The 25,393-nt window shown below is 64.8% G+C and carries 23 protein-coding genes and 1 pseudogene; 7 read left to right on the top strand and 17 right to left on the bottom strand.

What is annotated here, in order from left to right:
- The 4 genes from G6N44_RS10545 to G6N44_RS10530 are packed head-to-tail and all read left to right on the top strand — an operon-like array spanning window position 1 to window position 4,552.
- Entirely contained in the window at window positions 1-1,023 is a 1,023-nt protein-coding gene (locus G6N44_RS10545) for an acyl-CoA dehydrogenase family protein (protein ID WP_163663759.1), read from the top strand.
- The gene (locus tag G6N44_RS10540; RefSeq protein WP_163663757.1) at window positions 1,020-2,171 is read left to right on the top strand and encodes an acetyl-CoA acetyltransferase; all 1,152 of its coding nucleotides are present in this window, start codon (window positions 1,020-1,022) and stop codon (window positions 2,169-2,171) included. Before G6N44_RS10545 ends, G6N44_RS10540 begins: the two co-directional genes overlap by 4 nt.
- Window positions 2,172-3,734 carry a class I adenylate-forming enzyme family protein gene (locus tag G6N44_RS10535; RefSeq protein ID WP_163663755.1) on the top strand — a complete coding sequence of 521 codons (1,563 nt, stop codon included), beginning with the start codon at window positions 2,172-2,174 and terminating at the stop codon, window positions 3,732-3,734.
- Entirely contained in the window at window positions 3,731-4,552 is an 822-nt protein-coding gene (locus G6N44_RS10530) for an NAD(P)-dependent oxidoreductase (protein WP_163663753.1), read from the top strand. Before G6N44_RS10535 ends, G6N44_RS10530 begins: the two co-directional genes overlap by 4 nt.
- A gap of 11 nt (window positions 4,553-4,563) precedes the next feature.
- Here the strand turns inward: G6N44_RS10530 and G6N44_RS10525 are convergent, their stop codons facing one another.
- A complete protein-coding gene (locus G6N44_RS10525; RefSeq protein WP_163663751.1) occupies window positions 4,564-4,908 on the bottom strand; it encodes a nuclear transport factor 2 family protein in 345 nt (114 codons plus the stop codon).
- A complete protein-coding gene (locus tag G6N44_RS10520) occupies window positions 4,905-5,504 on the bottom strand; it encodes a TetR/AcrR family transcriptional regulator (RefSeq protein WP_163663749.1) in 600 nt (199 codons plus the stop codon). Before G6N44_RS10520 ends, G6N44_RS10525 begins: the two co-directional genes overlap by 4 nt.
- Window positions 5,505-5,581: 77 nt before the next feature.
- On the opposite strand from G6N44_RS10520, the gene G6N44_RS10515 reads away from it, so the two are divergent.
- Window positions 5,582-6,814: an FAD-dependent oxidoreductase gene (locus G6N44_RS10515; RefSeq protein ID WP_163663747.1), complete on the top strand. Its 1,233-nt coding sequence runs from the start codon at window positions 5,582-5,584 to the stop codon at window positions 6,812-6,814.
- A gap of 8 nt (window positions 6,815-6,822) precedes the next feature.
- Here the strand turns inward: G6N44_RS10515 and G6N44_RS10510 are convergent, their stop codons facing one another.
- Window positions 6,823-7,908: a phosphotransferase family protein gene (locus G6N44_RS10510; RefSeq protein WP_163663745.1), complete on the bottom strand. Its 1,086-nt coding sequence runs from the start codon at window positions 7,906-7,908 to the stop codon at window positions 6,823-6,825.
- A 50-nt stretch (window positions 7,909-7,958) separates the two neighbouring features.
- Here G6N44_RS10510 and G6N44_RS10505 point away from each other — a divergent pair, with 50 nt between their 5' ends.
- Window positions 7,959-9,020 (top strand): TIGR03857 family LLM class F420-dependent oxidoreductase, encoded by a 1,062-nt coding sequence (locus tag G6N44_RS10505; RefSeq protein ID WP_163663743.1) that lies wholly within the window; start codon window positions 7,959-7,961, stop codon window positions 9,018-9,020.
- A gap of 165 nt (window positions 9,021-9,185) precedes the next feature.
- On the opposite strand, the gene G6N44_RS10500 is transcribed toward G6N44_RS10505, so the two are convergent.
- The 14 genes and pseudogenes from G6N44_RS10500 to G6N44_RS10440 all read right to left on the bottom strand — a co-directional run bounded on the left by G6N44_RS10500 (window position 9,186) and on the right by G6N44_RS10440 (window position 24,144).
- Window positions 9,186-10,640 (bottom strand): MCE family protein, encoded by a 1,455-nt coding sequence (locus G6N44_RS10500; RefSeq protein WP_163663740.1) that lies wholly within the window; start codon window positions 10,638-10,640, stop codon window positions 9,186-9,188.
- 1 nt (window position 10,641) lies between these two features.
- Window positions 10,642-11,784, bottom strand: a complete 1,143-nt coding sequence (locus tag G6N44_RS10495; RefSeq protein WP_163663738.1) for a virulence factor Mce family protein — start codon at window positions 11,782-11,784, stop codon at window positions 10,642-10,644.
- Window positions 11,781-13,052, bottom strand: a complete 1,272-nt coding sequence (locus tag G6N44_RS10490; protein WP_163663736.1) for an MCE family protein — start codon at window positions 13,050-13,052, stop codon at window positions 11,781-11,783. The genes G6N44_RS10495 and G6N44_RS10490 overlap by 4 nt, the downstream gene beginning before the upstream one ends.
- On the bottom strand, window positions 13,052-14,413 hold the full coding sequence (locus tag G6N44_RS10485; RefSeq protein WP_163669796.1) for an MCE family protein: 1,362 nt from the start codon (window positions 14,411-14,413) through the stop codon (window positions 13,052-13,054). Before G6N44_RS10485 ends, G6N44_RS10490 begins: the two co-directional genes overlap by 1 nt.
- Window positions 14,410-15,438, bottom strand: a complete 1,029-nt coding sequence (locus tag G6N44_RS10480) for an MCE family protein (RefSeq protein ID WP_163663734.1) — start codon at window positions 15,436-15,438, stop codon at window positions 14,410-14,412. Before G6N44_RS10480 ends, G6N44_RS10485 begins: the two co-directional genes overlap by 4 nt.
- Before the next feature lie 44 nt (window positions 15,439-15,482).
- Window positions 15,483-16,919, bottom strand: a complete 1,437-nt coding sequence (locus G6N44_RS10475) for an MCE family protein (RefSeq protein WP_163663732.1) — start codon at window positions 16,917-16,919, stop codon at window positions 15,483-15,485.
- A gap of 4 nt (window positions 16,920-16,923) precedes the next feature.
- Window positions 16,924-17,742: an ABC transporter permease gene (locus G6N44_RS10470; protein ID WP_372508180.1), complete on the bottom strand. Its 819-nt coding sequence runs from the start codon at window positions 17,740-17,742 to the stop codon at window positions 16,924-16,926.
- Window positions 17,743-17,780: 38 nt separating this feature from the next.
- A complete protein-coding gene (locus tag G6N44_RS10465) occupies window positions 17,781-18,539 on the bottom strand; it encodes an MlaE family ABC transporter permease (protein WP_163663730.1) in 759 nt (252 codons plus the stop codon).
- Window positions 18,540-19,682: 1,143 nt separating this feature from the next.
- Window positions 19,683-19,991: pseudogene (locus tag G6N44_RS29455) on the bottom strand (IS1634 family transposase); the annotation flags it as partial.
- Between the two features lie 138 nt (window positions 19,992-20,129).
- Window positions 20,130-20,567, bottom strand: a complete 438-nt coding sequence (locus G6N44_RS10460) for a hypothetical protein (protein ID WP_163663728.1) — start codon at window positions 20,565-20,567, stop codon at window positions 20,130-20,132.
- A 154-nt stretch (window positions 20,568-20,721) separates the two neighbouring features.
- Window positions 20,722-21,645 carry an SDR family NAD(P)-dependent oxidoreductase gene (locus G6N44_RS10455; RefSeq protein ID WP_163663726.1) on the bottom strand — a complete coding sequence of 308 codons (924 nt, stop codon included), beginning with the start codon at window positions 21,643-21,645 and terminating at the stop codon, window positions 20,722-20,724.
- Entirely contained in the window at window positions 21,642-22,067 is a 426-nt protein-coding gene (locus G6N44_RS10450) for a Zn-ribbon domain-containing OB-fold protein (RefSeq protein WP_163663724.1), read from the bottom strand. The genes G6N44_RS10455 and G6N44_RS10450 overlap by 4 nt, the downstream gene beginning before the upstream one ends.
- Before the next feature lie 2 nt (window positions 22,068-22,069).
- Window positions 22,070-22,873, bottom strand: coding sequence for an enoyl-CoA hydratase/isomerase family protein (locus G6N44_RS10445; protein ID WP_163663722.1), 804 nt, complete (start codon window positions 22,871-22,873; stop codon window positions 22,070-22,072).
- Window positions 22,870-24,144, bottom strand: coding sequence for a cytochrome P450 (locus G6N44_RS10440; protein WP_179964507.1), 1,275 nt, complete (start codon window positions 24,142-24,144; stop codon window positions 22,870-22,872). The genes G6N44_RS10445 and G6N44_RS10440 overlap by 4 nt, the downstream gene beginning before the upstream one ends.
- 145 nt (window positions 24,145-24,289) lie before the next feature.
- On the opposite strand from G6N44_RS10440, the gene G6N44_RS10435 reads away from it, so the two are divergent.
- Window positions 24,290-25,381 (top strand): Gfo/Idh/MocA family protein, encoded by a 1,092-nt coding sequence (locus G6N44_RS10435; RefSeq protein ID WP_235682994.1) that lies wholly within the window; start codon window positions 24,290-24,292, stop codon window positions 25,379-25,381.
- Window positions 25,382-25,393 lie beyond the last annotated feature (12 nt).

Here is a 25,393-nt window from a genome sequence, read left to right as displayed (position 1 = left end):
GTGGACCTGTTACCAGGAGCTGAACAGCTCGAAATCGTCGAGGCAGCAGGAGTTTTCCTTGCTGAGCGGATGCCGGTCGAACGGATACGCACCGAGCGGCATGCGGAAATGACGGTGCCCGAACATCTCTGGCGTGAGGGTGCGGAGCTGGGCTTGCTCACGCTCGGGCTGGACGAAGAGTTCGGCGGGTCCGGGCGGCCGTTCGATGACGAAGTGTTGTTGTTCGTCGAATTCGGCAAACGGCTCGCCCCCGGCCCATTCCTGGCCTGCACGTTGGGCGCCCGGGTCGCTGCGCGCTGCGGTGACACCGCCCTTGCGGAGCGCATCGGGTCCGGGCAGGCGCTGGTTGCGCTTGCCGTGCTCCGCGGCGACGGCGAGGCCCGGCCGATCAAGGGCACTTTCGACGTGTTCGAACCCGCCGGTGCCTCCCACGCCCTGGTGGTCGCCCGCAGTGGAGCCGCGCTCGTCGGGATCGATGCGCTCGGTGAACTATCGCCGGTAGATGCGTCCGACCCCGGCACCCGCATCGCCACCGCCACCGTGGAATCCGCCGAGCCCCAGTATTGGCTTCCCGCTGAGGACGAATGGATCTGGGGGCGCGCCATGGTGCTCTCGGCGGCATTCCTGGCCGGTCTGGCCGCGGCCGCGTGCGCATCGGCGACCGAACACGCCAAGACCCGCGAGCAGTTCGGCAAGCCGATCGGCGTGCACCAGGCCATCAAACACGCGTGTGTAGACATGGAGATCGCCGCCGAAGCGGCACAGGCACAGACGTTCTTCGCCGCGATAGCGCTGGCCGACGGCCGGTCCGACGCACTGCTTCAGGTACTCTCCGCGCTGACCGTTGCCGGATCAGCGGCGGTCGACAATGCCGCCGCCGGCATCCAGGTGTTCGGCGGCATGGGGTACACCTTCGAGAACAACACGCACCTGTACCTCAAACGTGCGCACGTATTCCGGCACCTCTTCGCCGAACCTACCGAGGTGCTGGCCGAGCTGTTGGCGCAGGACCGAGCCCAGTGAGTCGCGGTGTCGCGATCGCCGGCGTGGCCCTTTCCGATGTCGGCCGCGTTGACGACAAGAGTCCTTACGAGTTGATCGCGCAGGCCAGCCGCCGGGCACTGGCTGATGCCGGGCTGACGCCGGCCGATGTCGATGGGTTGGCCTCCACCGGTCAGGGCACCCTGCCCCCGGTCGACGTCGGTGAGTATCTCGGTCTGCGCCCCCGATGGATTGATTCGACAGCTGTCGGGGGTGCGTCGTGGGAGGTGATGGCCGCGCACGCGGCCGACGCGATCGCCGCCGGGCACGCCGACGTGGTGCTACTCACTTACGGTTCCACCGCGCGTGCGGATCTTCGAAAAGGCTTGCGGGGAGCCAATATCAACTGGGGTTCGCGCGGGCCACTGCAGTGGGAGGCTCCGTACGGGCACACACTGGTCTCCAAGTACGCGATGGCAGCGCGCCGGCACATGTACACCTACGGCACCACCATCGAGCAGCTGGCCGAGGTTGCGGTGTCCGCCCGGTTCAACGCGGCGGACAATCCCGAGGCGTACTACCGGGATCCGATCACCATCGATGACGTGTTGGCCGGGCCGATGATCGCCGACCCTTTCACGAAACTGCACTGCTGTATCCGCAGTGACGGCGGAGCAGCTGCCGTGCTGGTCAGCGCCGACCGCGCGAAAGATTTGAAGGGCAAACCGGTCTGGGTGCTCGGAACGGGGGAGACCACCTCCCACATGCTCACCTCGCAGTGGGACGACCTGACTGTCGGTCCGGCGTCGGTGAGCGGGCCACTGGCCTTCGCCCGCGCCGGTGTGACGCCGGCGGATGTGGATGTGGCCGAGCTCTACGACGCGTTCACCTACATGCTGCTGCTCACGCTGGAAGATCTCGGCTTCTGCCCGAAGGGGGAGGGTGGCGCGTTCGTCGAGTCTGGCGCACTGCGCCTGGGCGGCGCACTGCCGACCAACACCGACGGCGGCGGGCTGTCGGCGTGCCACCCCGGGCAGCGCGGTCTGTTCCTGTTAGTCGAGGCGGCACGCCAATTACGCGGGGAATGCGGGCCGCGGCAGGTGCCTGACGCCAAGATCGCCTGTGTCAGTGGTACCGGCGGTTGGTTCTGTTCCAGTGGCACAGTGATTCTCGGCGCCGAGGAGCCCTAGATGGCTGAATACCGCGCCGACACTACGGTTTATGACGGAGATTCACCGAATTTCGTCATAAACCGTAGCTTCGCGAGTGCGCGGGAGCTGTTGGACGCCGCGGCGCTGGCTCACGGGGGCCGGGAGGCCTACGTGGAGCCCGGTGCGCGGGTCACGTTCGCCGAGTGGATCGGCCGCGCACGTAGCGTCGCCGCGCAGTTCGCCGAGCTCGGGGTCGGCAAGGGCGACGTGGTCACATTGTGGCTACCGTCGGGCATTGACTACGCGACGTGCTACGCCGCAGCGGCGATGATCGGAGCCATTACCACTGGCCTCAACCCGCGGTTGGGTCGGCGTGAAATCACATCTATTGTGCAACAGTCCGATCCGGCGCTGATTGTCGTCGATGACGCTCTCGGGGAGCTGCCCATTGCCGGGCGCCGCGTGCTGCGACGCGAGGCCCTGTCAACCGACTCCAGTGAAGTGGCGCCACCGGTCGAACTCACCCGACGCGATCCCGTGGCACTGATCTTCACCAGCGGCACCACCGGAACCCCCAAAGGTGCGGTGTACGACGCCGACCGATTGGCGGCCGGAGCCGCAGCAGCCGGCGTGATGAGCGCTCCCTACGATCGGCGGCTCACCTCGACGCCGTTCGCACATGCCGGCTACATGTTCAAGCTGTGGGATCAGCTGTTGTGGGGTATCACGCTGGTGATCCCGCCGGCACCGTGGTCGGCTCAGGGCATGTTCGATGTGCTGCGCGACGAGCGGATAACCGTCGCCGGCGCGGTGCCGACCCAGTGGACCAAACTGCTCGACGTCGAAGGTGTGAATCCACAGGAATTGCCGCACCTGCGGATCGGTGTGGTGGCGACCGCGCCGGCATCCCCCGATCTGGTGCGCCGGGTCGCCCAGCAGATCGGGGTGCCGCTGGTGGTGCGATACGCGATGACCGAATGTCCGACCATCAGCGGCACCGCACCCGAAGACACGCCCGAGGTACAGTTCCGCAGCGTCGGACGGCCCGCGGCGGGGACCGAGGTACGTATCGGACCCGACGGTGTCGTCGAGGTCAGTGGTCCGTGCGTGATGCGCGGCTACTGGCGAAACCCGGAACTCACCGCAGAGGTACTGCGGGACGGCTGGCTACGTACCGGCGACATCGGGGTTCTCGGCGACGATGGCAACCTCATCCTGGTGGGACGCCGGGGCGACATGTACATCCGGGGCGGCTACAACGTGCACCCTGGTGAAGTGGAGCGGACCCTCGGTGACCACCCCGGGGTCAAACAGGCCGCAGTCATCGGCCGTCCCGCACCGGTGATCGGGGAGATCGGCGTCGCCTTCGTGGTGGCGCGTGACCCTACCGATCCACCGACGCTGGCCGAGCTGCGCACTCATGTGGCAGCCGAACTGGCCGACTACAAGGCACCCGACGAACTGCTGATTGTCGACGAACTGCCCTTGACTGCAATGCTCAAGCCGGACCGGGCGGCGCTGCGGGAGCTTATTGCTGTGCACGACAACGAGGAAGGCGGCCGGCAAGAGCTAGAGGAGTTCTTGCATAGGAGAATGCAGTGACGAGCACAATCGGTTTCATCGGAGCCGGCCGACTCGGCGAACCGATGGTCATGCGGTTGCTCGGCGCCGGTCACCGCGTGCTGGTTTATAGCCGTCGAGACGAGGTCCGCCACCGCGTCACGGCGGGTGGTGCCACATTGGCCGGCTCCGTGGCCGAATTGGCATCACGGAGCGACATCTTGATCTCGTGCCTGTTCTCCGACGCGCAACTGTGCGAAATAGGCTTGGGCCCCGACGGTTTCATTGCCAACGCCAAGCCCGGTTCGGTGTTCGTCTCGCACACCACCGGCACCGTATCCACTCTCGAAGCATTGCGGGACAGCTCACCCTCGGCGCCAGTGATCCTGGACGCGCCAGTCAGCGGCACAGCGGAGAACATCTCCGCGGGTACGCTGACTGTGCTGGTCGGCGGACCGGCCGACGCCGTCGAACGGGTGACGCCGGTGCTGGCCGCGTACGCCGATCCGGTTGTGCCGACCGGCGAGTTGGGCAGTGCGCTGGCCATCAAGCTGATCAACAATCTGCTGTTCGCCGCCAATGCCCAGCTTGTTGCTGCGGCAACGCAACTGGGTGGCAAGCTGAACGTCGATCCGGACGCGTTGCTGTCTGCACTTCAGGTGTGCAGTGGCCGAAGCAGTGCCGCCGACCACACCCACCGTATCGGCGGAATCGACCGGTTCACGGAATTGGCCGGGCCGTTTCTACGCAAGGACGTCGCGGCGTGCCGGGAGGCAGCGGCGGGGGCGGGCGTTGATCTCGGTCTCTTGGGAAATGTCGTGCACGACGGCCCGCTGATGCTGGAGGACGGCGCCGACTGAACGTGCGGGGCTCACTTCTTGGGTGAGGCATCCCAGAAGTCGCGGTTGGTTAGCACCTTGCCGTTGCGCACGGTTCCGACCGACGCGCCGTGCAGACCGGCCGGTTGCATCACCCACTCGACGGCGAACTTGTCGCCGCTGACCAACGCGGTAAGAACGTCGTAGCTGGCGCCGGGCACAAGTTTGAGTGCACCGTCGACGAACGCGCGGGCTTCGCTTGCGCCCCTGGCGATATGGCCGGTCGGCACGTCTTCGAGGACGACATCGTCGTCGAACCAGGCGCTGATCGCCTCGGCGTCACCGGAATCCCAGTCCGCGTAGTAGCCCTTGACCCAGGATGCGTCGTGGTCGGTCATGTGGTTTCTCCTTGTGCGGTGATCAGAATGCGGCGCATTGCCTCTTCGAGCGGTTGGCCACCGTCGCGGCCCAGGCTGGTCGCGCCGGCAGCGGCCAGCGCGGGGTGGATGCTGTCGCGTTCGGCGCGACTTCGGGTTGCGAGCCAGCCGACAAACATCAAGTACGTTGCGGTAAAGGTCTGCACGGCCACGTCTTCGGTAAGTCCCGCGCGGCGCAGGATGTCCAGGGCGGTGTCGGTGAGCCGGGTGGCCGCAGCTGATGGGCCCGTCGACGTCAGCGCGTGCAGACCGGCGCCCGGATAGGCCAAGAACGCGCGGTCCATTGCCAGGACGAGTTCGAGATACTGGTCGATCCAGGAAGCGTCCGGGTCCATCCGCACATCGATGTGCGCGGCCACCGCCTCGACAACGCGATCGGCGAGATCATCACCGCCGCGTAGGTGGTAGTGGATGGCCGGGGCCGTCACCCCACATTCCTCGGCGACTGACCGAACTGTCAACTCCTGCAGGGAGGATCGGGCGACAACGCGCATTGCGGCCTCGACAACATCGACCTTCGAGATGGGGGACGGCTGTGTGCCACCTCGGCGTCCCATGGCTCACCATCCCTTTCCGCTGGCATCGGCGGATCCCATTATGCCATAGTAAATGGGATCTTAGCGAGAGGAACCTCATGGACGCCGAAGTCGTCATCGTTGGTGGCGGGATTGCCGGATGTACGCTCGCGATCCGGTTGGCCGACGCGGGCATCGCCGTGACGGTACTGGAGCGCGAGCAGGTCTACCGCGATATCGTGCGTGGAGAGGCCATGGTGCCCTGGGGTTTTCGTGAGGCGGTCGAACTGGGCGTCGCCGAGGCCATTCTCCAGACCGACGGTGTCTCGGTAATGACGAAGATGGTCCCGTACGACGAGGGCTTCAGCGTCGAGCAGGCACAACGGCGTTCCCGCGACTTGTCCACGGCGGTCCCGGGCGCGCCGGGCGTGGTGGGCGTGGGTCACCCGGAGTTGCGTGAGTCGCTGGCCACCGCCGCAGCGAAGGCCGGCGCAGTCGTGGTGCGCGGTGTCCGCAAGACCTCGGTGACGCCCGGTACGGCCCCGTCGGTCAGCTATGAGGCCGATGACGGAGAGCAAACAGTGCAGTGCCGCTTGGTGATCGGTGCCGACGGCAAGATGTCGGCCACCCGGTCGGCGCTCGGCATGGCGCTGTTCACGACGCAGGCCCGGGTCCGGTTATCGGGCATGCTCGTTGACGACGGGGGAGTCTGGGACCGCGCGGAGACGGCCATCTCGGTGGACGGCAGGAATCAGTACATTGTCCTCCCGCGCGCCGATCACCGATTGCGGCTCTACGTCGGTCGAAGCGTCGACGACCCCGCGCCGCTCAAGGGGATCACCGCGGTCGGCGAGTTCATGAACGCATTCCGGACCCCGATCTTCCCGAACTCCGATCTACTGGCGGCGTCCACCCCGATCGGTCCATGCGCGACATTTCCGATGAACGACGCCTGGGTCGATGAGCCCGTGGCGCCTGGCGCGGCACTGATCGGCGATGCGGCCGGCTGGAGCAATCCGGTGACGGCCCAGGGCCTCAGTATCAGCATGCGTGATGCGCGAATGCTGTCGGAATCACTTCTGGAAAGCGCTGATTGGACGCCCCAGGGACTTGCTGGGTATGTCCAGGAGCGACGCAAGCGAATGGCCCGGCTGCACTTCGCCAGCGCGCTGACGGACCTGCTCACCGGTTTCGGCATGCCGGACCGAGCGGCGCGCCGATCGCGGATGTTCGGACTACTACACCGCCGTCCCGAGCTGGGCGCGGCTCTGGACGCGGTGCACGCGGGGCCGTGGGCCGCCCCAGATGAGGCGTACACGCCCGACATCCTGACCACGCTGGCGCTGGCCTGAACGTCGCGTCACAGCTGCCGCAGGTACCGCTCGACCAGGTCGACCGCGGACTGCGGGTAGCTGCGTGCGGTCGCCGCATCCAGGCCGTCGCGCACTAACAGCAGTGCGAGGCGATTGTTGATCAGCGACAGCACGAACGCGGCCACGAGCTGGTAGTAGACGATGTCCCCGGTCAAGGTTCCGCCGAATTCCCGGTAACGGCATACGAATTCGTCATCGGTCGGGACCCCTGGGGGCCGGGTGAACCCGAGTGATTCGCAGAGGAACGTCTCGAACATGAGCCACCAGCCGAGATCGATATCGGCGGGGCCGGTACTGGCTGTCTCCCAGTCGAACAGGGCGGCCACCGAGAGATCGTCGGCGAAGGACATATTTCCGACCCGGGCATCGCCCCACACGACTGTCTCCGCACTAGTGCTGGGGGCTTGATCGAGGATGACCTGCAGAGCGCGGCCGAGCGGGTCAGCGCCGACCTTGAGGTCGTCTCGGCACCACTCATACCAGTTCTGAAGGGTGGTCAGGTAGCGCTGCAGGGCAGTGGCGCCATCGGGACCATCGGCACGCAAGAATGCCAGGTCTGCAGGATCGTCGATCTGATGGACGGCGACCAGTTCGCGTAGCCCGTTGTCACACAGCCGTTCCCGCTCGGTCGCGGACAACTCCGCGGTCCACCCGCGTTTATGCCAACTCGGAACATCCGACGGGGTGCGGCCGGACACCCGCCGCATCACGTAGAACGGCGCGTCCAGCAGTGAAACGTCGGTCTCGACCCCCACGATCTGTGGCACGGCAATCCCGTGTCGACCAAGCCGGCGCATCACCTCGGCCTGCCGGGGCGCATCGGGCGTAGTGAACAACTGATGGTCTTTGGCCTGCAGACGGAGCACCAGGTCCTTGGAATGATGTTGGTGCTGCGGATCGGTCCACGATGCGGTGAAGAACGCGGTCTTCCCTGAGTAGCCGGCGTCCGGCGCGCTCAATTCCGAGATCTCCATCGATGTGGCTGCCCCCGATGTCAGCCGCTGTGGCAGCCATCCGCGCATGACGCGGTCGATTCCTGCACCGACATCGCCGCGCGTTGACGTGTATGCCACTGTCTACCCCTTCATTCCCAAAAAGTGAACACTAGTGTCAGAATAGGTCGATGGACACCGAAATATCCAGTGGCGTACCGCTTGGCGCCTATACGCTGCCCGGCCGGGTTGCTGATCCGCGGGCCGCGATCGTCCAGGCGGAAGCGGCCGAGCGGCTGGGATTGCGCACACTGTGGCTCAGCGAGAGGTGGGGCACCAAGGACTTGGGTGTGCTCGCCGGAGCGCTCAGTCAGGCGACCTCCACCCTCCGGATCGCGTCGGGAATCACCCATTTCCAATCCCGCCACCCTGCGCTGTTGGCATCGCTGGCGATGACGGCCCAGGGCCTCTCGGATGGCCGTTTCGTCCTCGGTGTCGGACGTTCGGTGGACGCGATGTGGGACGCTGTCGGGCTGCCCCGGTCGGCGAATGCGTCGATCGTCGACTACGCAGATATCTTCCGACGGCTGTGCCGTGGGGAGAAGGTGCGTTACGACGGACCGGCCGGGAAGTATCCGTCCTTGCGGCTCAACGATATTCCCGATCAGCCGGTGCCTCCGCTGGTTTTCGCCGCGATCGGGTCGAAGGGGTTGGCGTTGGCAGGCAGGCATTTCGACGGCGTGCTCCTACATCCTTTCCTCACGCCGGCAGCGGTGGCCCGTTCCGTGGCGGTGGTACGAGAAGCCGAGAAGTCAGCAGGCCGGCCGGTAGGCAGCGTGCGCGTGTACGCCACCGTGGTGGTTGCCTGCGATCTCCCCGCTGCCGACGAGTTGGCGGTAGTCGGGGCGAGGGCGGTCACCTACTACCAGATACCCGGGTTCGGCGAGCGCTTGGCAGCCGTGAACGGATGGGACGTGGAGCCTCTGCAGAGCTTGCGGTCTCACCCGTTACTGGCTGACATCAAAGGTTCGGCGGATTCTGTGCTTACCCGCGAACAACTCGTAGAGGTGGCTTCTGTGTTGCCTACCGCGTGGACCGGTGAGGCGGCTGCGGTCGGGTCGGCATTGCGTTGTCACCAGGTGTTCGCGAGCTATCGCGAAGCGGGCGCCGATGAGCTCGTTCTGCACGGCAGCACACCTGACCTGATCGGGCCGTTGTTTCCGACTATCAAGGTAGGCCTCGAACAGGAATGAAATCGGACTGATCGGCGAGTGGGTTCGCACAGGTCTGGGCGCCGAGGCTATAGCGATCGAACGACCGACGCATGGTGCGATACCGGAACGACGTTCCGGGATCTAGCTGATCGCGTTCACGGTCGCGCCGATCGACGCCAGTTCCAGGTTCAGTTCCGTCGGGTGTCAAGGCGTCGGAGGGACGAGCATCGTCTGCCAATTCTTGTCCCTCGGGGCGTTCTGACCCAGGTCGGCCTGGTTGTACAGCTTTCCGTCCGGACCTACGTAATCGCCCGTCGCGGGGTCGTATTGAGCTACCGCTATTGGCGGCGCGGAACCCGTGGCCCCCGGTGCAGTCGCTGACGCCGGTGGCAACTGGGGAACGCCCTGCCCTGTCAACGTGGCGTTGGGGTCGCCCTTCCAGTTGAAGCCGTCGTTGAGCGGAACGTAGTTCTCGTTGCTTTCGCACATCTTTACCGTCGGCGCGCGTTTACCGGGCACCGTTTCGCACGGAATATTGCGTGCGCCGCGGACGCCCAGCGGCGAATCCTGCGGCACCCGGCAGTAGAGGTCACCCGCCGGGCGTTCGGGATAGTCCTCGAAGTTGGCGGTCCGCCGCTGCTGGGCCGGGAGGAATCCTGTCGTACAGGGTGGGGGCAGGTTGAGATTGAGGTTGAAGGCCAACAGGCCGCCCGCGTACGGGCTGGGGTTGTTCATGCTCGGAACGCTGATGGCCTGCATCATCGCCGTGGCCTGAGGCAGCAGGACGAGCAGCTGCTCCAGATCCGCGCGATAGGTGATCAGCACCGGCGCGATGTTGGCCATGTTGGCCGCCAGGATCGGTAGCGTGGGCTGGACCCGGTCGACGAGCGCGCGTACCTCGTCGGTGGCTGGCGCGCCTTTCTTTAGGACGCCTGCCACCGCGGCGTCGTTGTCCCGCAGTTGCCGCGTGATGGTGGCCATGTGAGATGCCCACGCCTGCACCGAGTTCGAAGTCTCGGTCTGGGTGTCGAGGATGGGCCCGACCTGGTCGACGAGGTTGGTGAGGTCTCCGAGGTTTTGCCGGGCGTCGGTGGCCAGCGCGGTAGATCCCTTGACGAACCGAGCGATATCGGGTCCGAGCCCGCCGACTGCGTTGTATGCCTCGTCGATGGTCGTGCGCAGATCGTCTTGAGGGATCGCCAGCAGTCCGCGGTTGGTGGCGTCGAGCAGGCTGTTGATGTCTGGTGGAACGCTGGAATTGGCCCGGGTGATGACGTCGCCGTCGCGCAGTGGTGGCGAGTCGGCGTTGCGCGGCAACAGCGCAACGAATTGCTCTCCCACCGCGGTCTGGCTGTGCACCTCGGCCTGCAGATCTGAGGGGATCTTGACGTCAGACCTCAACGACAGCACCGCTTCGACGCCGCCGCCCTTGATCAGTCGGACGTCTTTGACCTGACCGACTTCGGTGCCCCGGTAGGTGACGTTGCCGCGGGCGTAGAGCCCGCCGGCTTCAGGAAGTTGAACGGTGATCTGGTAGTGCCCGATACCGAAGAGCAGGTTGGGCAACCCCATGTAGCCGAAGATCATCACGGCGAACGCGACCGCGGACACTGCGAGAAACACGATCAGCTGAATCCAGATGCGTCTGGTCATGTGCATGCTACGGCCCCTGATCTCCGTGGTAGGGCGCAACCAGCGGGTTGACCGCGGTGTAGGGACTTGGCATTTGGCCGATGGTGCGGCCCCACTGCATCTCCAGCTCGGTCAGGTCGCCTTCCCAGCGGGTGCCGGTGAAGAAGCTGGCGTCCAGCCGGCTCAAGGTCAGGTCGAGGATGATGGTCTGATTGGCGTACTCGCCACGTAGCCACTTGTTGAGCGTCTCTTTCGGATAGGGGAAGGTAGCGAAGAAACTGAGGGATCTGGTCAGTGCCGGGCCGGAGTCGGCCAGAGACTGCAGAACTGGCCCGAGGTCGCCGAGCTCCTTGACCAGATTCTCCTTGGTCTGGTTGACCGTGTCAGTTGTCAAAGCACTGAACCTGCCGAGTTCCGTCAACGCATCGGCGAGATGCTGACGCTGATCACTGAGCACCTGCAGGGCGGCAGGCAAGGTCTGTAACGCCTTGTCCAACACTGGTTTCTGATCAGCAAGCTGGCTCACCAGTCCATTGAAACTGTCCGTGGCCTCGATGATGTCGGTGGTCTGGGCGCTGAGGGATCCGATGAATTGATCCAGCTGGGTGAGCAGGCTACGTAGGTCGCCTTCACGGCCGGCGAAGGCGGTGCTCAGCGACTGGGTGATGTCCTGGAGTTGCCCGATGCCACCGCCGTTGAGGAGCATCGAGATGCCGGCCAGGGTCTGCTCGGTCGAGGGATAGATAGACCCCGATGACAATGGGATCACCGAACCCCCGCTCAGGCTGCCCTGCGGTGCGATTCCGGCGGGCGGAGCGAGCTCGACGTGTAGTGAGCCCAACAGGCTCGTCTGGCCGACGGTTGCCGTGGCATTGGCAGGGAGTTTGACGTCGCCATTGAGGCTCATCGTCACCAGCGCGTGCCAACCCTGCCGTTCGATCTTGGTGACGTTGCCGACTGTGACGTCACCGACGCGCACCCGGGAATTCCGTTGCAGGTTCTCGACATCGGGGAGTTGCGCCTGGATGGTGAACGGGTTGTTGCGGTGGCCTTCGGTGCCCGGGAGGTCCAGGGTGTTCACGCCGCGCCACTCAGAGCAACCGGATGCACTGACTAGGACGAGCGCGGCCAACAGGGCCGAGCCGGCCTGATGGAGGCAGCGGCCGATCACGAGCCACCTCCAGGGGGGACCATCATGCCGGTCAGCCCGTTGTCGGGGTTGGTGGCGACGGGTGCAGGCGCGGGTGGTGTCGACGGTGGTTGCGGCGGAACGTAATCCGGCCTCATCCAATCCTCACTGTAGGTGATCTCGTTGGGCCGCGCCTGAGCGCCGACAAGAACGTTCTGCCCCAAGGGTGGGAAGTTGAACTGCCGGTTCTTGATAATGGGAGCCAGGTATTGTGCGCACAGTTTGGCGGATTGTTCGGCGCCGAGTCGTGAGGCCGCCTGAATTGCACCGCAAAGGAATTCGATCGGATTGGAAAATTGATTGATGGCCAGCGCGCCGGTCAGCGCCCCCTGTGCGGGCTGGTAGATGTTGACGAAGTTCTGGAACGCGGTTGGTGCGATGTGCAGCGTCTGTTTGATGTCGTCGAGGCTCTGATTGAGCGCGGTGCTTACCGAGGCCAGCTTGTCCGACGTGGTGCCCACGGTTTCCTTGTTGGCGGCGACGAAGGCTGTCAGCTCACCGACGACGGAGTCGATATCGCGGACGGCGTTGGCGATCTCGTTCGGATCGTTGGCCAGAAGTCCGGTGACGGCGGCGAGGTTCTGATTAAGTTGGCGCAGCAGGTCCTGGCTGCTCTGAAGCGCCGTGACCACGGTTGAGATGTTCTTGACTGTGCTGAAGAGGTTCTTGCTGCGATCCCCGAGCGCCGAAAATGCCTGGGACATTTGAATGATCGTTTGTCGGATGTTCGCGCCCTGGCCGCGCAGGTTGTCCGCAGAGGTGTTGATCAGCCCGCCCAGCGTGCTGACACCGCCCGGTTGAGTGGGTTGCAGGGTGTCGGTGAGTCGCTCCAACTGCACGCGGAAGTCGTCCCATTCGACGGGAACAGCGGTGCGCTCCTCAGGGACGACAGCGTGATCTGCCATGGTGGGCCCGGCGGTATACGCCGGGGTCAGTTGGATGGCCCGGGAGGTGACCAGCGATGGAGACAGGATGACCGCCTTGGCATCGGCGGGCACCTGGTACTGGGCGTCGTACCAGAACGCGATCTTGACTCGGGTGGCCTCTGGAGTGATCGTGTCGATCTTTCCGACCGGCACCCCGAGAACTCGTACGTCGTCGCCGGGGAAGATGCCATTGCTGTTGGCGAAGTAGCCAACGACGTTGACGCGGTTGATGCGCTCTTGGGTCTGGGTCACGACCACGATCCCGGCCGCGACCAGGACGGCGAGAAGGGTGGCGAGGCCGACCCGCGCTCTGCGTGCGGTCATCACTGTCCTCCGTCGGTGGGTGCGCTCGGGGCCGGCAATTCACCGGGGGCATGGACCGTCACGGGGTTGGGTACCGGTGAGGGAACGGAGGCCAACTCTGGGGCGGCCGCGGCCGGCGGGCCAGGAGGGGGTCCTCCCGGCGGTGGAGCGGGCAGCGGTTCCCGGTACGGGTAGCAGCCCGTCGGTCCGGGCAGCGGCATGCCGGGCGGACCGCACCCCGGATCGCCCGGCTTGCCGGTGATCGCGTCGGGCAGTGTCAGATTCGGCTCGCCGCCCTGACCCGTGCGGGGGTAGGGGACCGGCAGTGCCGGTGTGCCGGGTTGGCCGACGGGCGGATCTGTCAATTGCGACGGCAGCAGCACGTTGGGATCCAGGCCGAGGTCGGAAAATGCGGCGTCGATAAAGGGTTGCAGGTACTGGCCCGGTAACAGATTGCCGATGTAAGCCTTGAAGAACGGGGCCGCAGACACCGACTCGCCGAGAGACATGGCGTAGGCGTTGAGCAGCTTGATGGACTTCTGCACCTGCTCTTTACGGTTGTCAACAATCGCGAGTACCCCGTTGAGCTTGTCGATCGCGGGCTTGAATGTCGCGTTGTTCTCGTCGATGAATGCCTTCGCCTGCCGCGAGAGAGCCGAGATGGATCCGGCGATCTGGTCGAGTGCCGCGCTTTGGCTCTGCAGCTGGACGAGCAGTGCATCGCTGTTGGCGATGAGGTTGACCACCTGGTCACTGCGCTCCGACAGCACCGCTGTGGCTTTGTCGGCGTTGGCCAGCAGGTTACGTAGTTGCTCATCGCGCGTGCTCAGGGTGCGCGAGAATCGCTCCACGCCGGCAACCGCGACCTTCAGATCTGGGGGAGTGTCCTTGAATGTGTCGGTCAGGACCGCCAGCGAGTCCGACAGCTGATCGGTGTCCAGGCCGCTGATCGTGGCGGTGAGGTCGCCGAGTGCATCGGGCAACTGATACGCAGATCGTGTGCGGTCGAGCGGGATCGGACCGTCTTGAGTGCCACCACCCCGTGGGGTGATCTCGATGATTTTCGACCCCAGCAGGCTCTTGGTCTGGATGGCTGCTTCGGTGTGGTCGCCGAGACTGATGTCGTCGGCCACGTTGAACGTGACCAGCACACGTGCGTGGTCGAGCTTGACACTTTCGACGGCACCGACCTTGAAGCCGGAAACCTGCACTGGCGCACCGGGAGTGAGGCCACCGGCTTCGGCGAAGTACGCCGAGTAGCTTGTTGCCCGATTGACGAAGGGCAGCTTGTCGTAGTTCAACGCCAGCAGCATCAAGCCGGCGGTGACACCGACGCCGACGGCGCCGATCACGACGGGGTTGCGTTCGCGGAAGGACTTCATTTCGGCGTGCACCTCCCGGAGTCTTGGCCGACCAGCTTGATGTAGACCGGTTGGCCCCCTTTGCCGTTGACTTTCAAGGCGACTTCGCACAGATAGAAGCTGAAGAAGTCGCCGTAGAGCCCTTGGCGGCCCAACTGCTGGTACGCCTCGGGCAAGGTGTTGAGGAGGTTGTCCATGTAGTCGTGGTCGGCCACTACCAGGCCCGAGGACCGGTCGGTCTCGGCGACAACCTTCTTCAAGGGGGTTCGTGCGTGGGCCAGCAGATCGGCGATCGAGTTCGAGGCTGCGTTGGTGTATGCCACGGAATTGCTGATGTCGTTTTTGTGGTCGGCCAAGGTGTCGACGAGGTCGGACAGCGAGGTCACCGCGGTGTCGACGTGCTCGCTCTGATCGCCGAGCGAGCCGACGACGGTGTTGAGGTTCACGATCACCTGTCCGATCAGCTGGTCCCGGTCCGCGAGGGTGTTCGTCAGTGCCGCAGTTTGATTCAAGAATGAGCCGATCGTGGCGCCCTGGCCCTGCAACGCTTTGATCAGCTGGCCCGACAAGGCATTGACCTGGTCTGGGTTCAAGGCGCGGAACAGTGGTCGGAAGCCACCGATGAGTGCGTCGAGGTTCAGCGCGGGCGAGGTGTTGGCCAGCGGGATAGTGCCGCCGGGCTTGAGCTCAGCGGTGCTTCCCGCCCCCTCTTCGAGGGCCAGGTAGCGGCCGCCGATCAGGTCGTCGTAGCGGATCACCGCCCGGCTGCCCTGGGTCAATACAACGGTGTCATCGGCGGTGAAGTGGACCAGTACCTTGTTGTCGGGCTGGATCCCGATATCGGTCACCTTGCCGACCTCGACGCCGGCGACGCGGACGAACTGGCCCGTCTCCAGTCCGCTGATGTTGCTGAACTCGGCGCCGTAGGTCTTTCCGTCCTCGAACCGCAGCTGGGCGAAAATCGCGAAGAGCGAGAAGACGCCTAGCGCTGCTGCCACTGCGAAGACGGCAAGCCGCCAGATGGCGCCTCGCAGGTTAGATCTCACGACTGTTGCCTCTCATAACTTCGCGGTACGGCTGTTTGGCGGATTCAGGGCGCTGGCGGGGGTAGCGGTGTCGGCACCAGTTCCGCGGGCGCGGGCGGTGTGAACGGCTCCGCTCCGGCGGGGACGTCGTTGGGGTCCGGTGGCGGTGACGCCGAGGGCACTCCCTGGGGAAGCCCGGGCCACAGCGGGGTGCCGTCCGGGGCGTACATCGGTGCGCCATAGGGCGGGGCGCCGGGATACGGGATGGGGCCGGGCGCGGGGCCTCCGAAGAGGTTGCGGATGCTCGGCGGTTCCGGGTTGCCCCGGGTGACGGGGAAGAAGTTGTTGTAAGCCGGGAAACCGATACCGGGGTTGGTCCGAATATCGTTGCCGGTACCCCAACCGGTGTTGGTGACCAATTGGCGTACGGGGTACATGTTTTCGACGTAGGGCAGGGACCCGCATCCTGGCTTTCCGCCTGGACCGCCCTTGGCCGCGACGATCGGCAGGTTCTCCGGATACTTGTATGGGTCATCGCCGAGCAGGAGACCGACGTCGGTGATTGTCGAAAAGCCGTTTCCGCCTGCGCCCTTGTAGCCGCCGTTATCCAGAAAGTGCTTCCCGCCGACGATGGTGCACGTGATCATCGGGTTGTACTTGAGCAACAGGCTGGTGGTCGACTCGAGGGCGTTGACCGAGGTCACAAGGTTGTCCTTGCTCGACCCGAGTAGGTTTTCGCCACTTCGCGAGAGTCCAGTCACGTTGAGCAGCAGCGCATCCAACGCCTTCGCGTGTTGGGTGATTGTGGTGCTGGTTGTACTCGCTGCATCCAGCACAGTCAGGATCTCCTGGGCGGCGACGCTGTAGGTGTCGCTGAAACCCTTGAGCGACTGCCAATCTCGCCGCAGGGTGTCTGCTCGGGGATTCAGAGCCGACAGCACCTCATTGGCATCGGTGGTGGCCTGGCCGATGGTCGGGCCCTGGCCGCGAACGCCCTCGGCCAGGGCCGACAGAACACCATTGAGCTTGGCTGGATCGATCTGCTTCAGCACGCCCATCAGATTCTGGAAGACAGTGTTGACCTCGGTCGAGACGTTCGACGCCTCGATCACCGCACCTGGCTGCAGGTGGTGTGGGCTCGGCGCAGACGGGTAGGTCAGGTCCACAAACTTTGCGCCGAAGGCTGTGGTCGCCCGAATCTGGGCGCCGATGTTGGCGGGGAGGTACTGGAGCTGGTCTGGGAACATCTCGAGCTTGAGCCGGACGGGGTCGCCACCTTGGACCTCACCAACCCGGCCTACCTCCACGCCCTGCATCTTGACCTTGCCGCCCGGCTCCATCACCAGACCGGATCGGTCGGAGGTCAAGGTGACGGGCACGTAGGCGGTGAAGGTCCCGGAGAACAGTGCACTGGTCACGAACACCACGGCCGCCAGGAAAGCGACGAGGAAGAGCGTCCACCACCCGGGGCTCAGCCGGCTGTCATTGCGTAGAAAGTCCATCGCGCTATCCCGAAAGGTGGAAGTTGCCGGACTGGCCGTAGACGGCCAGCGAGACGAACAGGGTTACGAAGACAGTGGCGACCAGCGACGTACGTACTCCCCGGCCGACAGCCTCACCGACTCCGGCGGGGCCTCCCGTGGCGGTGAAGCCGTAATAGGTGTGCACCAGCATCACCACGATGGCGATCAGGATCGCTTGCATGAACGACCAGATGAGATCGGTGGGGTTGAGGAACGTCTTGAAGTAGTGGTCGTAGACGCCGGTGGACTGCCCGTAGACGAACGTGGTACCGAACCTGGTGGCGACGAAAGCCATGATGACGGCGATGCAGTAGAGCGGAATGACCACCAGCACACCGGCCAACACGCGCGTCGACGCCAGGTACGCGACCGAGCGGACACCCATCACTTCGAGCGCGTCGATCTCCTCACTGATTCGCATTGCGCCAAGTTGGGCGGTGGCGCCGGCGCCGATGGTCGCGGCGAGGCCGATGCCGGCCACGAGCGGCGACACCAGTCGGACGTTCAGAAACGCCGAGGTGAATCCGGCCAGTGCCTCGACGCCGATCTGGGCGAGCTGGTTGTACGACTGAACCGCAATGAGCGATCCGGCGGACAGCGTCAGGAAGGCCACGATGACTACCGTCCCGCCGATGAGCGCGAGCGCGCCCACACCCAGACTCATCTGGGCGATCTGCCGGATGACTTCGACCTTGTAGTGGACAACTGCGTCGCCGATGCCGCGCACGGTCCAGCCGTAGAACTGGGTCTGCTCGCCCACCCGTTTCCAGCTGTTGGAGCAGGACGCCAAGAACCGTTGGATCCGGGGGTGCAGGCCGCTGGCTCTGCCAACCTGCGCCGTCACGCTGTGACCCTGACGGCGACCGCTGTGGCGATGACGTTGATGACGAAGAGAGCCATGAAGGTGAACACCACTGTCTCGTTGACCGCGTTCCCCACGCCCTGCGGGCCGCCGCCGACCGAGATGCCCTTGTAGCAGGCGATGAGGCCGGCGACGAGACCGAAAATCGCGGCTTTGGCAAGGTTCACCACTACGTCGACGCCTCCGACCAGGAGGGTGAGACCGGATGCGAAGGCGCCGGGCGTGACGTTCTGAAAGAAGACCGCGAAGAAGAAGCTGCCGACGATGCCAACCATGGTCACCAGCGAGGTCAGCATGACGGCGACGACGGTGGCGGCCAACACGCGGGGTACGACGAGTGCCTGCACCGGGTCGATACCGAGGACGCTCATCGCATCCAACTCTTCGCGGATGGTTCGCGCTCCCAGGTCCGCGCACATCGCCGTCGCGCCCGCGCCCGAAATGACAAGCACGGTGACCAGCGGACCGATCTGAGTGACCGCGCCCAGGGCGGCTCCAGTGCCAGAGAAGTCGGCGGCACCCAGCTCAACGAGCAGGATGTTGATGATGAACACGGTCAGGACGGTGAAGGGGATCGACAGCAGCAGGGTCGGCGCGATCGACACGCGTGCGACGAACCAGGTCTGGAGTAGGAATTCGCGCCACGCGAAGGGTCGCTTGAACATCAACACGAACGTGTCCAGGGTGGTCGCGAAGAAGTCGCCGAGCGCGCGAAGGGGTCGATAAGCATTTCCCATGGTCACCAAGACTCACGCACCACCTGCGCGTCGCGATGTTTCATGGCCTGCGGTTCCCTTCATGGAGCTTTATCGACAGATGACCGGATCGGAGATGTGGTCCAGCACACACGTCGTTGCGGGGGAACCGTACACCATTGTTTTCGGTTGTAGCAACAGATTCGGCTCTATGCCGACGCGGGACATGGGGTTCGAGTAGTTCCGTCGGATAGATTTGCTCATTCTGCAGAGTTGGCGGCGGTGACCCCGTCTCACATGGCGGCGAGTGTTGGCGCCGCTGCCTGTAGTGCTGCTCGCGCGACGTCCTTGCCTTGATGGGATAGCTGACATTGTTGCAGCTAGAGGCACCTATCGGCATACCTGACGCCATCTGCGCCGAGTTGAGCACGCGCCTTCGCTACCGCCTGACTCGCGGACGCTGGCGAGGGGTTTGGGTTACCGCCGGGGAGTTGCTGAAGTTTCGGGTACGCACGGTCAGTACTAGCCATCGAGGATTTGCTAGCAACAAGTTAATGGAAACTCATTCACCTCGTTGTGACGTTTATTATGCTGCGAATTCGCGGCTCTTTGTGCGCATTAAAGCGCCCCTATTTATGGACAGAAGCGCGGCTGATGGGATTTGGTCGAAAGAGCCGTATATCGATGAATTCACGGTTGTGTCGACGCGCCGGCGCCCGACATCTAGATGCGGTCGAGGCTGCAGACGGCGACCGATTTGATCAGTAGTCCTTCCCCCTCGGGTGCATCGGTGCTGCACACGGCGCCGCGCTCCCCGGGGGGTCTCCGCTGCGGCGTCTGGCTGGTCGACTGTAGGGCTCATCGCGACGGCGGGGGCCGGACCCACGGCTGACGGTCGATGCTTACCTGCATGGATCGTTAGGTGGGCAAAAGATCGCGCGATGAACGCACCATATATATATCTATTTATCTAATTGATAAGCGATGGTCGACGCGCAGAACGCGCCGTACCTGGGGCGGTGCTGTGGGCAGGACTACCGTTTGTCGACCGTTGCTCGCCGCGGTCTGCGCGGCCTTGGGCCGCGTCCGCGCCGCCGACCTGACGTTCGCGGAACACCCGACGGAAGTTCTGCAGATGCCGTTGGTCGGCCGCTGTGGGCGCGGACGATCGGCCCCGGGCCGCCGCAGGTTCGTGAACGCGATCGTTAGGTGCCGCCTGGATGGCATCACGCGTATGGTGGAGTATCGGCCGGGCACGAAGATCGCTCTTGGACATACGAAATGGTGACGTAGCCCTTGAGCCCGACCAGAGACCGCGCCCGGGCCAGACTGGGCTCATCGACGCTGCAGTGGTCGCCGCGGACTTTCACGAATCGTGCTGACGGCCGGCGGCTTAGGGATGACTTTGGGGTTGCCGTGCCCGGGTATGGCCGTATCGATGATCTTCCCGTCACTGAAAACGTCACCGTTCCAATGGAAATGCGATTCCAGATCGCGCAGCCACTTCGGTATCGAGCGCCAGTTGACCATGGGAGATTCTCGCCGCCTACCCGACGGCGTTCGGCCGATCGGCTTCCGCGCAATGGCCGATCACGAAGGCCGTTGTGCCGTGTCGTTCCGCAGGGAGGGTACTCAGATCGTCGAGCCGACGGGCCCGAGGTCAGTGCACCGAGCTTTCTCGAAGACCGCCCAGCAGCCCTGGCCGCGGCCGGTGTAGGTGCCTCCCGGCGCTGACATGTTGATGAATGCCCTCGCCGTCGACCAGGCGGGACTCGACGAGCACGTGTCGTTGCCCGTGGGGCCGGTAATGCAGACTGTGGCGCTTGTGGCCTGGGCTAGGCCCGAGCACTTCGTCGCCACCAGAGTCGCCGATACCGCAGTCCTGCTTCCGCCGGGCAGTTGTTCCGCGTGCGGTGCCGACAGCTGGAACGTGCAGCTGTCGTCGTCGGCGGCTGCCGAGGGCGCGCCGCTCGTGATGGCGCCTATGGATCCCACGGCTATGGCGATAGTCAGGGCGAACAGGTTGGACCTGGAAAGGCGATAGCGGGTGAGCGTGTGCTGATAGGTCATTGTTGTTGTGCCCGGCCAATTTCGCCCCGCTCGATGGGGCAGTAGCCCGGCGTCCTCCTCTATGCTCTGCACCGCAGCAATGCAATCATCGTCGTCCGTCGCCGCGCACGCCATGAGCTCGGCGGGTGAGTCGGACATCCGTCGGACGGCGACTTCAGCCGCCGAGGCGCAACCCGGTGTTGCGGGTGCCGAATACGTCTGTGGCCATGATCGCACCCAACTTGTTTGCATCCCAGCGCTTCTGGCCGTTGGACACCGAGGCCACCGGATGCCAGCCCTTGAGCAGCTGGATATTCTCGCCCATCGCGCGGATCACCTGACCGCTGATGTGGCCGGCCTCGGGGCTGGCCAGCCACGCCACCACCGGTGAGCCCAGCGACGGGTCCTTCGGGTCGAACTCATCTTCGGCGCGTTCATCGGGTTCGATCGGTGCCTGCGCACCGGGCATGGAGGCGGACATCCGGGTCCGACCGCCCGGGCTGATCGCGTTTACGGTCGCGCCGATCGACGCCAGTTCCAGGCTCAAGGTCTGGGTGAGTCCCACGATGGCAGCCTTGGCGGCACTGTAGTTCGTCTGACCGAAGTGGCCGTGCAGGCCCGCGCCGGACGTGGTGTTGATGATGCGGCCATATACCGTGCTGCCGTTGGCCTTCGATTCGTCCCGCCACTTGCGTGCCACCGCGCGGCTGGTCAGCCAGCTGCCCCGCACGTGCACCCGCATCACCAGGTCGAAATCATCGAGGGTCATGTTCCAGATCGCCTTGTCGCGCACGATGCCGGCATTGTTGACCACGATGTCCAACCGGCCGAGTTGCGAGTACGCCCGCTCCACCGCGAGGTCGACCTGCTCCTCGTCGCCGACATCGCTGAAGTCGGAAACCGCCTTACCGCCGCGGCTTTCGATGATCTGCACCACCTCGTCGGCCACCTTCCCAGTGCCCTCACCCGATAGGCTGGTGCCCAGGTCGTTGATGATCACGGTGGCGCCGTGTTTGGCCAACTCCAGGGCATGGCCGCGACCGATGCCGTGGCCGGCCCCGGTCACCAGGGCCACCTTGCCGTCCAGTAGTCCGGTCATGCGTGCTCCTCGCTAGGGGTGAAGATGGTCAGATACGGGCTGTCCGGGTCGCTGTTGTCGACCGGCCGGAACACCGCGGTGACCGGCATTCCGACCCGAAGGTGTTGTGGGGCAGCTCCCTCGATGGTCGTCATCAGACGCGGGCCCTCGTCCAGTTCGACGATGGCGGCCACGTAAGGCAACTGTTTCTTGAACGGCGCCAGGTCGTTCACGAACACCGTCGAATACGTGTAGAGCGTGCCGGTGCCGGTGGCCTGCACCGGACGGACGTCCTCACTCCAACAGTGTGGGCAGAACGGCCGCGGGTAGTGGTGCAGCGTGCCGCACGCCCGGCATTCAGCGACCAATAAGCGGCCGTCGCGTGCGGCCTCCCAATAGGGTGCGCTTGCTGGGTCGATGACGGGAATGTCGGCGCGCGTCATCGTCACCACCCGGTGAACTCGGTCGGGCGCTTCTCGACGAAGGCTTGCACGCCCTCTTTCGAGTCGTGCGAATACGACTGGATCTCCTGGGCCATCGCTTCGGCGACGAATGCCCCGGACCTGTCAGTGTCGGGGGAGTCGTTGAGCAGACGTTTGGTGAACGCGATCGCGGTGGTGGGTGCGGCCGCCAGTCGGCCGGCGAAGTCTCCAACCGTCTCATCGAGCGCATCGGCCGGCACCACCCGGTTCACCAGGCCGATGCCTAAAGCCTCGGCAGCTGTGAGCTTCTCACCGAAGAAGGCCAACTCCTTGGCCTTCTGCATACCGATCCGCCGAGGCAGCAGGTAGCAACCGCCGCCGTCGACCACCAGTCCGCGTTTGGCGAAAGACTCCGCGAAATAGGCGTTTTCGGTGGCGATGACCAGATCGGAGGCGTACACCAGGTGAGCCCCGATGCCAGTGGCCGCGCCCTGCACGGCGGCGATCACCGGCTTGTTGCAGTCCAGCACACTGGCCACCAACTTCTGCGCGCCGTTCATGATGCGTCGCATCGGGTCCATCACCCGCTTCTCCACCGTCGCGCGTCGCTCAGCGAGCGAGCCGACGTCGGCACCGGCGCAGAAGTGCTTGCCGTTGGCGCGGAGCACCACGACGCGAACTTTGTCGTCGGCGTCGGCGGCGGCCAGCAACGCGATGAGCGCATCTCGGTCATCGGGTCGGACCGCGTTGGCGGCCTCAGGGCGGTTCAGTGTGATGGTCAGGACGCCGTCGGTGGTGTCAGACAGCACTGCTGCGGGTGTGTTCATGGGGTGTATGTCGCCTTGAGGTGTTTGATGCCGTTGACGAAATTCGATCTCAGCATGACCGGTTCGCCGACGGAGGTGATGTCGGGGTAGCGGTCGTAGAGCATCTTGAACGCGACGTTGAGTTCGAGCCGGGCGAGGTGTGCGCCCAGGCAGAAGTGCGGACCCGGCCCGCCGAAGGCTATGTGGTTGTTCGGTTTTCGTGCAATATCGAAAAGCTCCGGCTCGGCGAAGACAGCTGGATCGCGGTTGGCGGCGGGGTACCAGAGGACGATCTTGTCACCGGCGTTGAAGGTGTGGGTAATCTCGCCGTTCTCGTCGGTCAGTGTCACACCGTCGTGGGTTACGGTGCGGCGCATGTGGATTACCGGGCTCGCGTACCGGAGGATCTCCTCGACGGCGGTCGATGCGAGGTCGTCGTATTCGGCCAGGAGCCGGTCCCGCTGTTCGGGGTGGGCGGACAGAATCAGCAGCCCGTGGGTGAGTGCGTTGCGGGTGGTCTCGTTGCCGGCGCCGATGAGCAGGATGAAGAACTTGGCCAGTTCCTGCGGGGTCAGGTTCTCCTCGTCGGAGGTGACCAGCTTGCTGATGACGTCGTTGCGGGGGTTCGCGATGCGGTCCTCGGCAATGCTTTTCAGCAAGTCGATGAGCCGCTCACTGGTTTCCGTGACGGCAGTCTCGATGCCCTTGATGCTCTGGTCGGGTACGTACTCGGGGTCGGAAGCGCCCAGCACCACGTTGGTGGCCTGCAGGATGAACTGCTCGTGCTCGCGGGGCACGCCCAACATGTTGTCGATGATTCGGAGCGGTAGCAGCGTGGCGAAAGAGGACACGAAATCACACTCGCCCGAGCGTGGCATCTCCTCGAGGATCTCGGTTGTCGTCTCCTGCACCAGGCCACGCATCTCGGAAAGGATGCGCGGCGTGAATCCGCGGGAGACGATTTTGCGCAGCCGCACGTGCTCGGGGTCGTCCATATCGATGATCGATCCACGGTATTCACGCATCTCGGCCGTCTGGTCGAAGATCTGGGTGCCCTGCCCCGAACAGAAGTCTTCCGGCCGTCGACTGACCTGGGCCACGTCGCGGTGCGAACCGACTGCCCAGAATCCGCGGATGCGCGGCGATTCAGGTCGACTGGTACGGACGAACACCGGGCCGTCCGCGTCGCGAAGGCGCCGGTAGAGATCGCTGCGGTCGGCGGGATGCTCCTGCCACCACCGCAGGTCGATCAGCGGGGCGAACTGCTGCTCATCGATGTCGATCGGACTCACAACACAGAATTCTGGCACTAGTGTCACTTTTTGGCAATGCTGGGGTACGGCGTGTGTGAGCCGTTGCAACGAATATCGGCGCACCGATCTTGCCGTGCGATCTAACATATGTGTTCATATTGGGCTAGGTATGAGGAGAACTATGGTGAACGAGACGCCGAAGCGGGTCGGCATCATCGGCGTTGGTTGGGGTGCACATGTACAGGTACCCGGCTTCCGGGCAGCGAAGGGCTTCGAGCCCGTCGCACTCTGTGCTCGCACACCCGACCGGCTGGAACGGGTGGCCGCCAAGCTGGGCATCGAGGAAACCTCCACCGACTGGCAGTCGTTCGTCACCCGTGACGATCTCGACGTCATCTCGGTGGCGACACCGACCGTGCTGCACCGAGACATGACTCTGGCCGCGCTGGCGGCCGGCAAGCCCGTGCTGTGCGAGAAGCCGCTTGCCGGCGACCTCGAAGCCGCCCGCGAGATGGTTCGGGCCGCCGCCGAGTCGAACGTGCCCACCGCCTGCTGCTTCGAGAACCGGTGGAATCCGGACTGGCTGGCAGTCGCCGACAGGGTGCGGTCCGGATTCCTGGGCACGCAATATCTGGCGCGAGTCAGTCGCAGTGCGTCGTACTGGCATCCGAGCCATCCCGTGCAGGCCGGCTGGATGTACGACCGGGACCAAGGTGGGGGATATCTGGCCGGGATGCTGGTGCACGACCTGGATTTCCTGTGCAGCGTGCTCGGCCGGCCGGTGTCGGTGTGCGCCGAGGTGCGCACCAGCGAACCGGTACGTGAATTGCCTGACGGCACAACACTGCACGTGACCGCCGATGACACCGCGGCACTGTTGATGCGGATGGAATCCGGCCCGACCGCGGTGCTGAGCGTGTCGGTGATGGGCGCGCACGCCGACCACTACCGCCTGGAGCTGTTCGGCTCCGACGGCACGATCATCGGTGACGGCGACCTGCGCTCCGCGGCATACTCGGCCGGCGAGGCCACCGACGCCGGGCTGAGCCCACTGATCGTCGATGACCGTGAACCGGCTCACCCGGAGAAGTTGCCGTCCGGTCTGGCCGGGCATGCGAGCCGCGCGATGGCGTTGATGCTTGAGGACTGGCTGCCGGCCTTCGACGGCGAGGCCAGCTCGGCCGCGACTTTCGAGGACGGATTGCTCTCGCTCGCGGTGATCGACGCCGCGCACCGCTCCGCCGAAGGGGGCGGATGGGAGACTGTGCAGGTTTAGCGGGGACCAACC

The organism is Mycolicibacterium alvei (assembly GCF_010727325.1).
Classification (GTDB): domain Bacteria; phylum Actinomycetota; class Actinomycetes; order Mycobacteriales; family Mycobacteriaceae; genus Mycobacterium; species Mycobacterium alvei.
The sequence above is the reverse complement of the archived record's forward strand: the minus strand, read 5'-3'. Positions and strand labels throughout refer to the sequence as shown.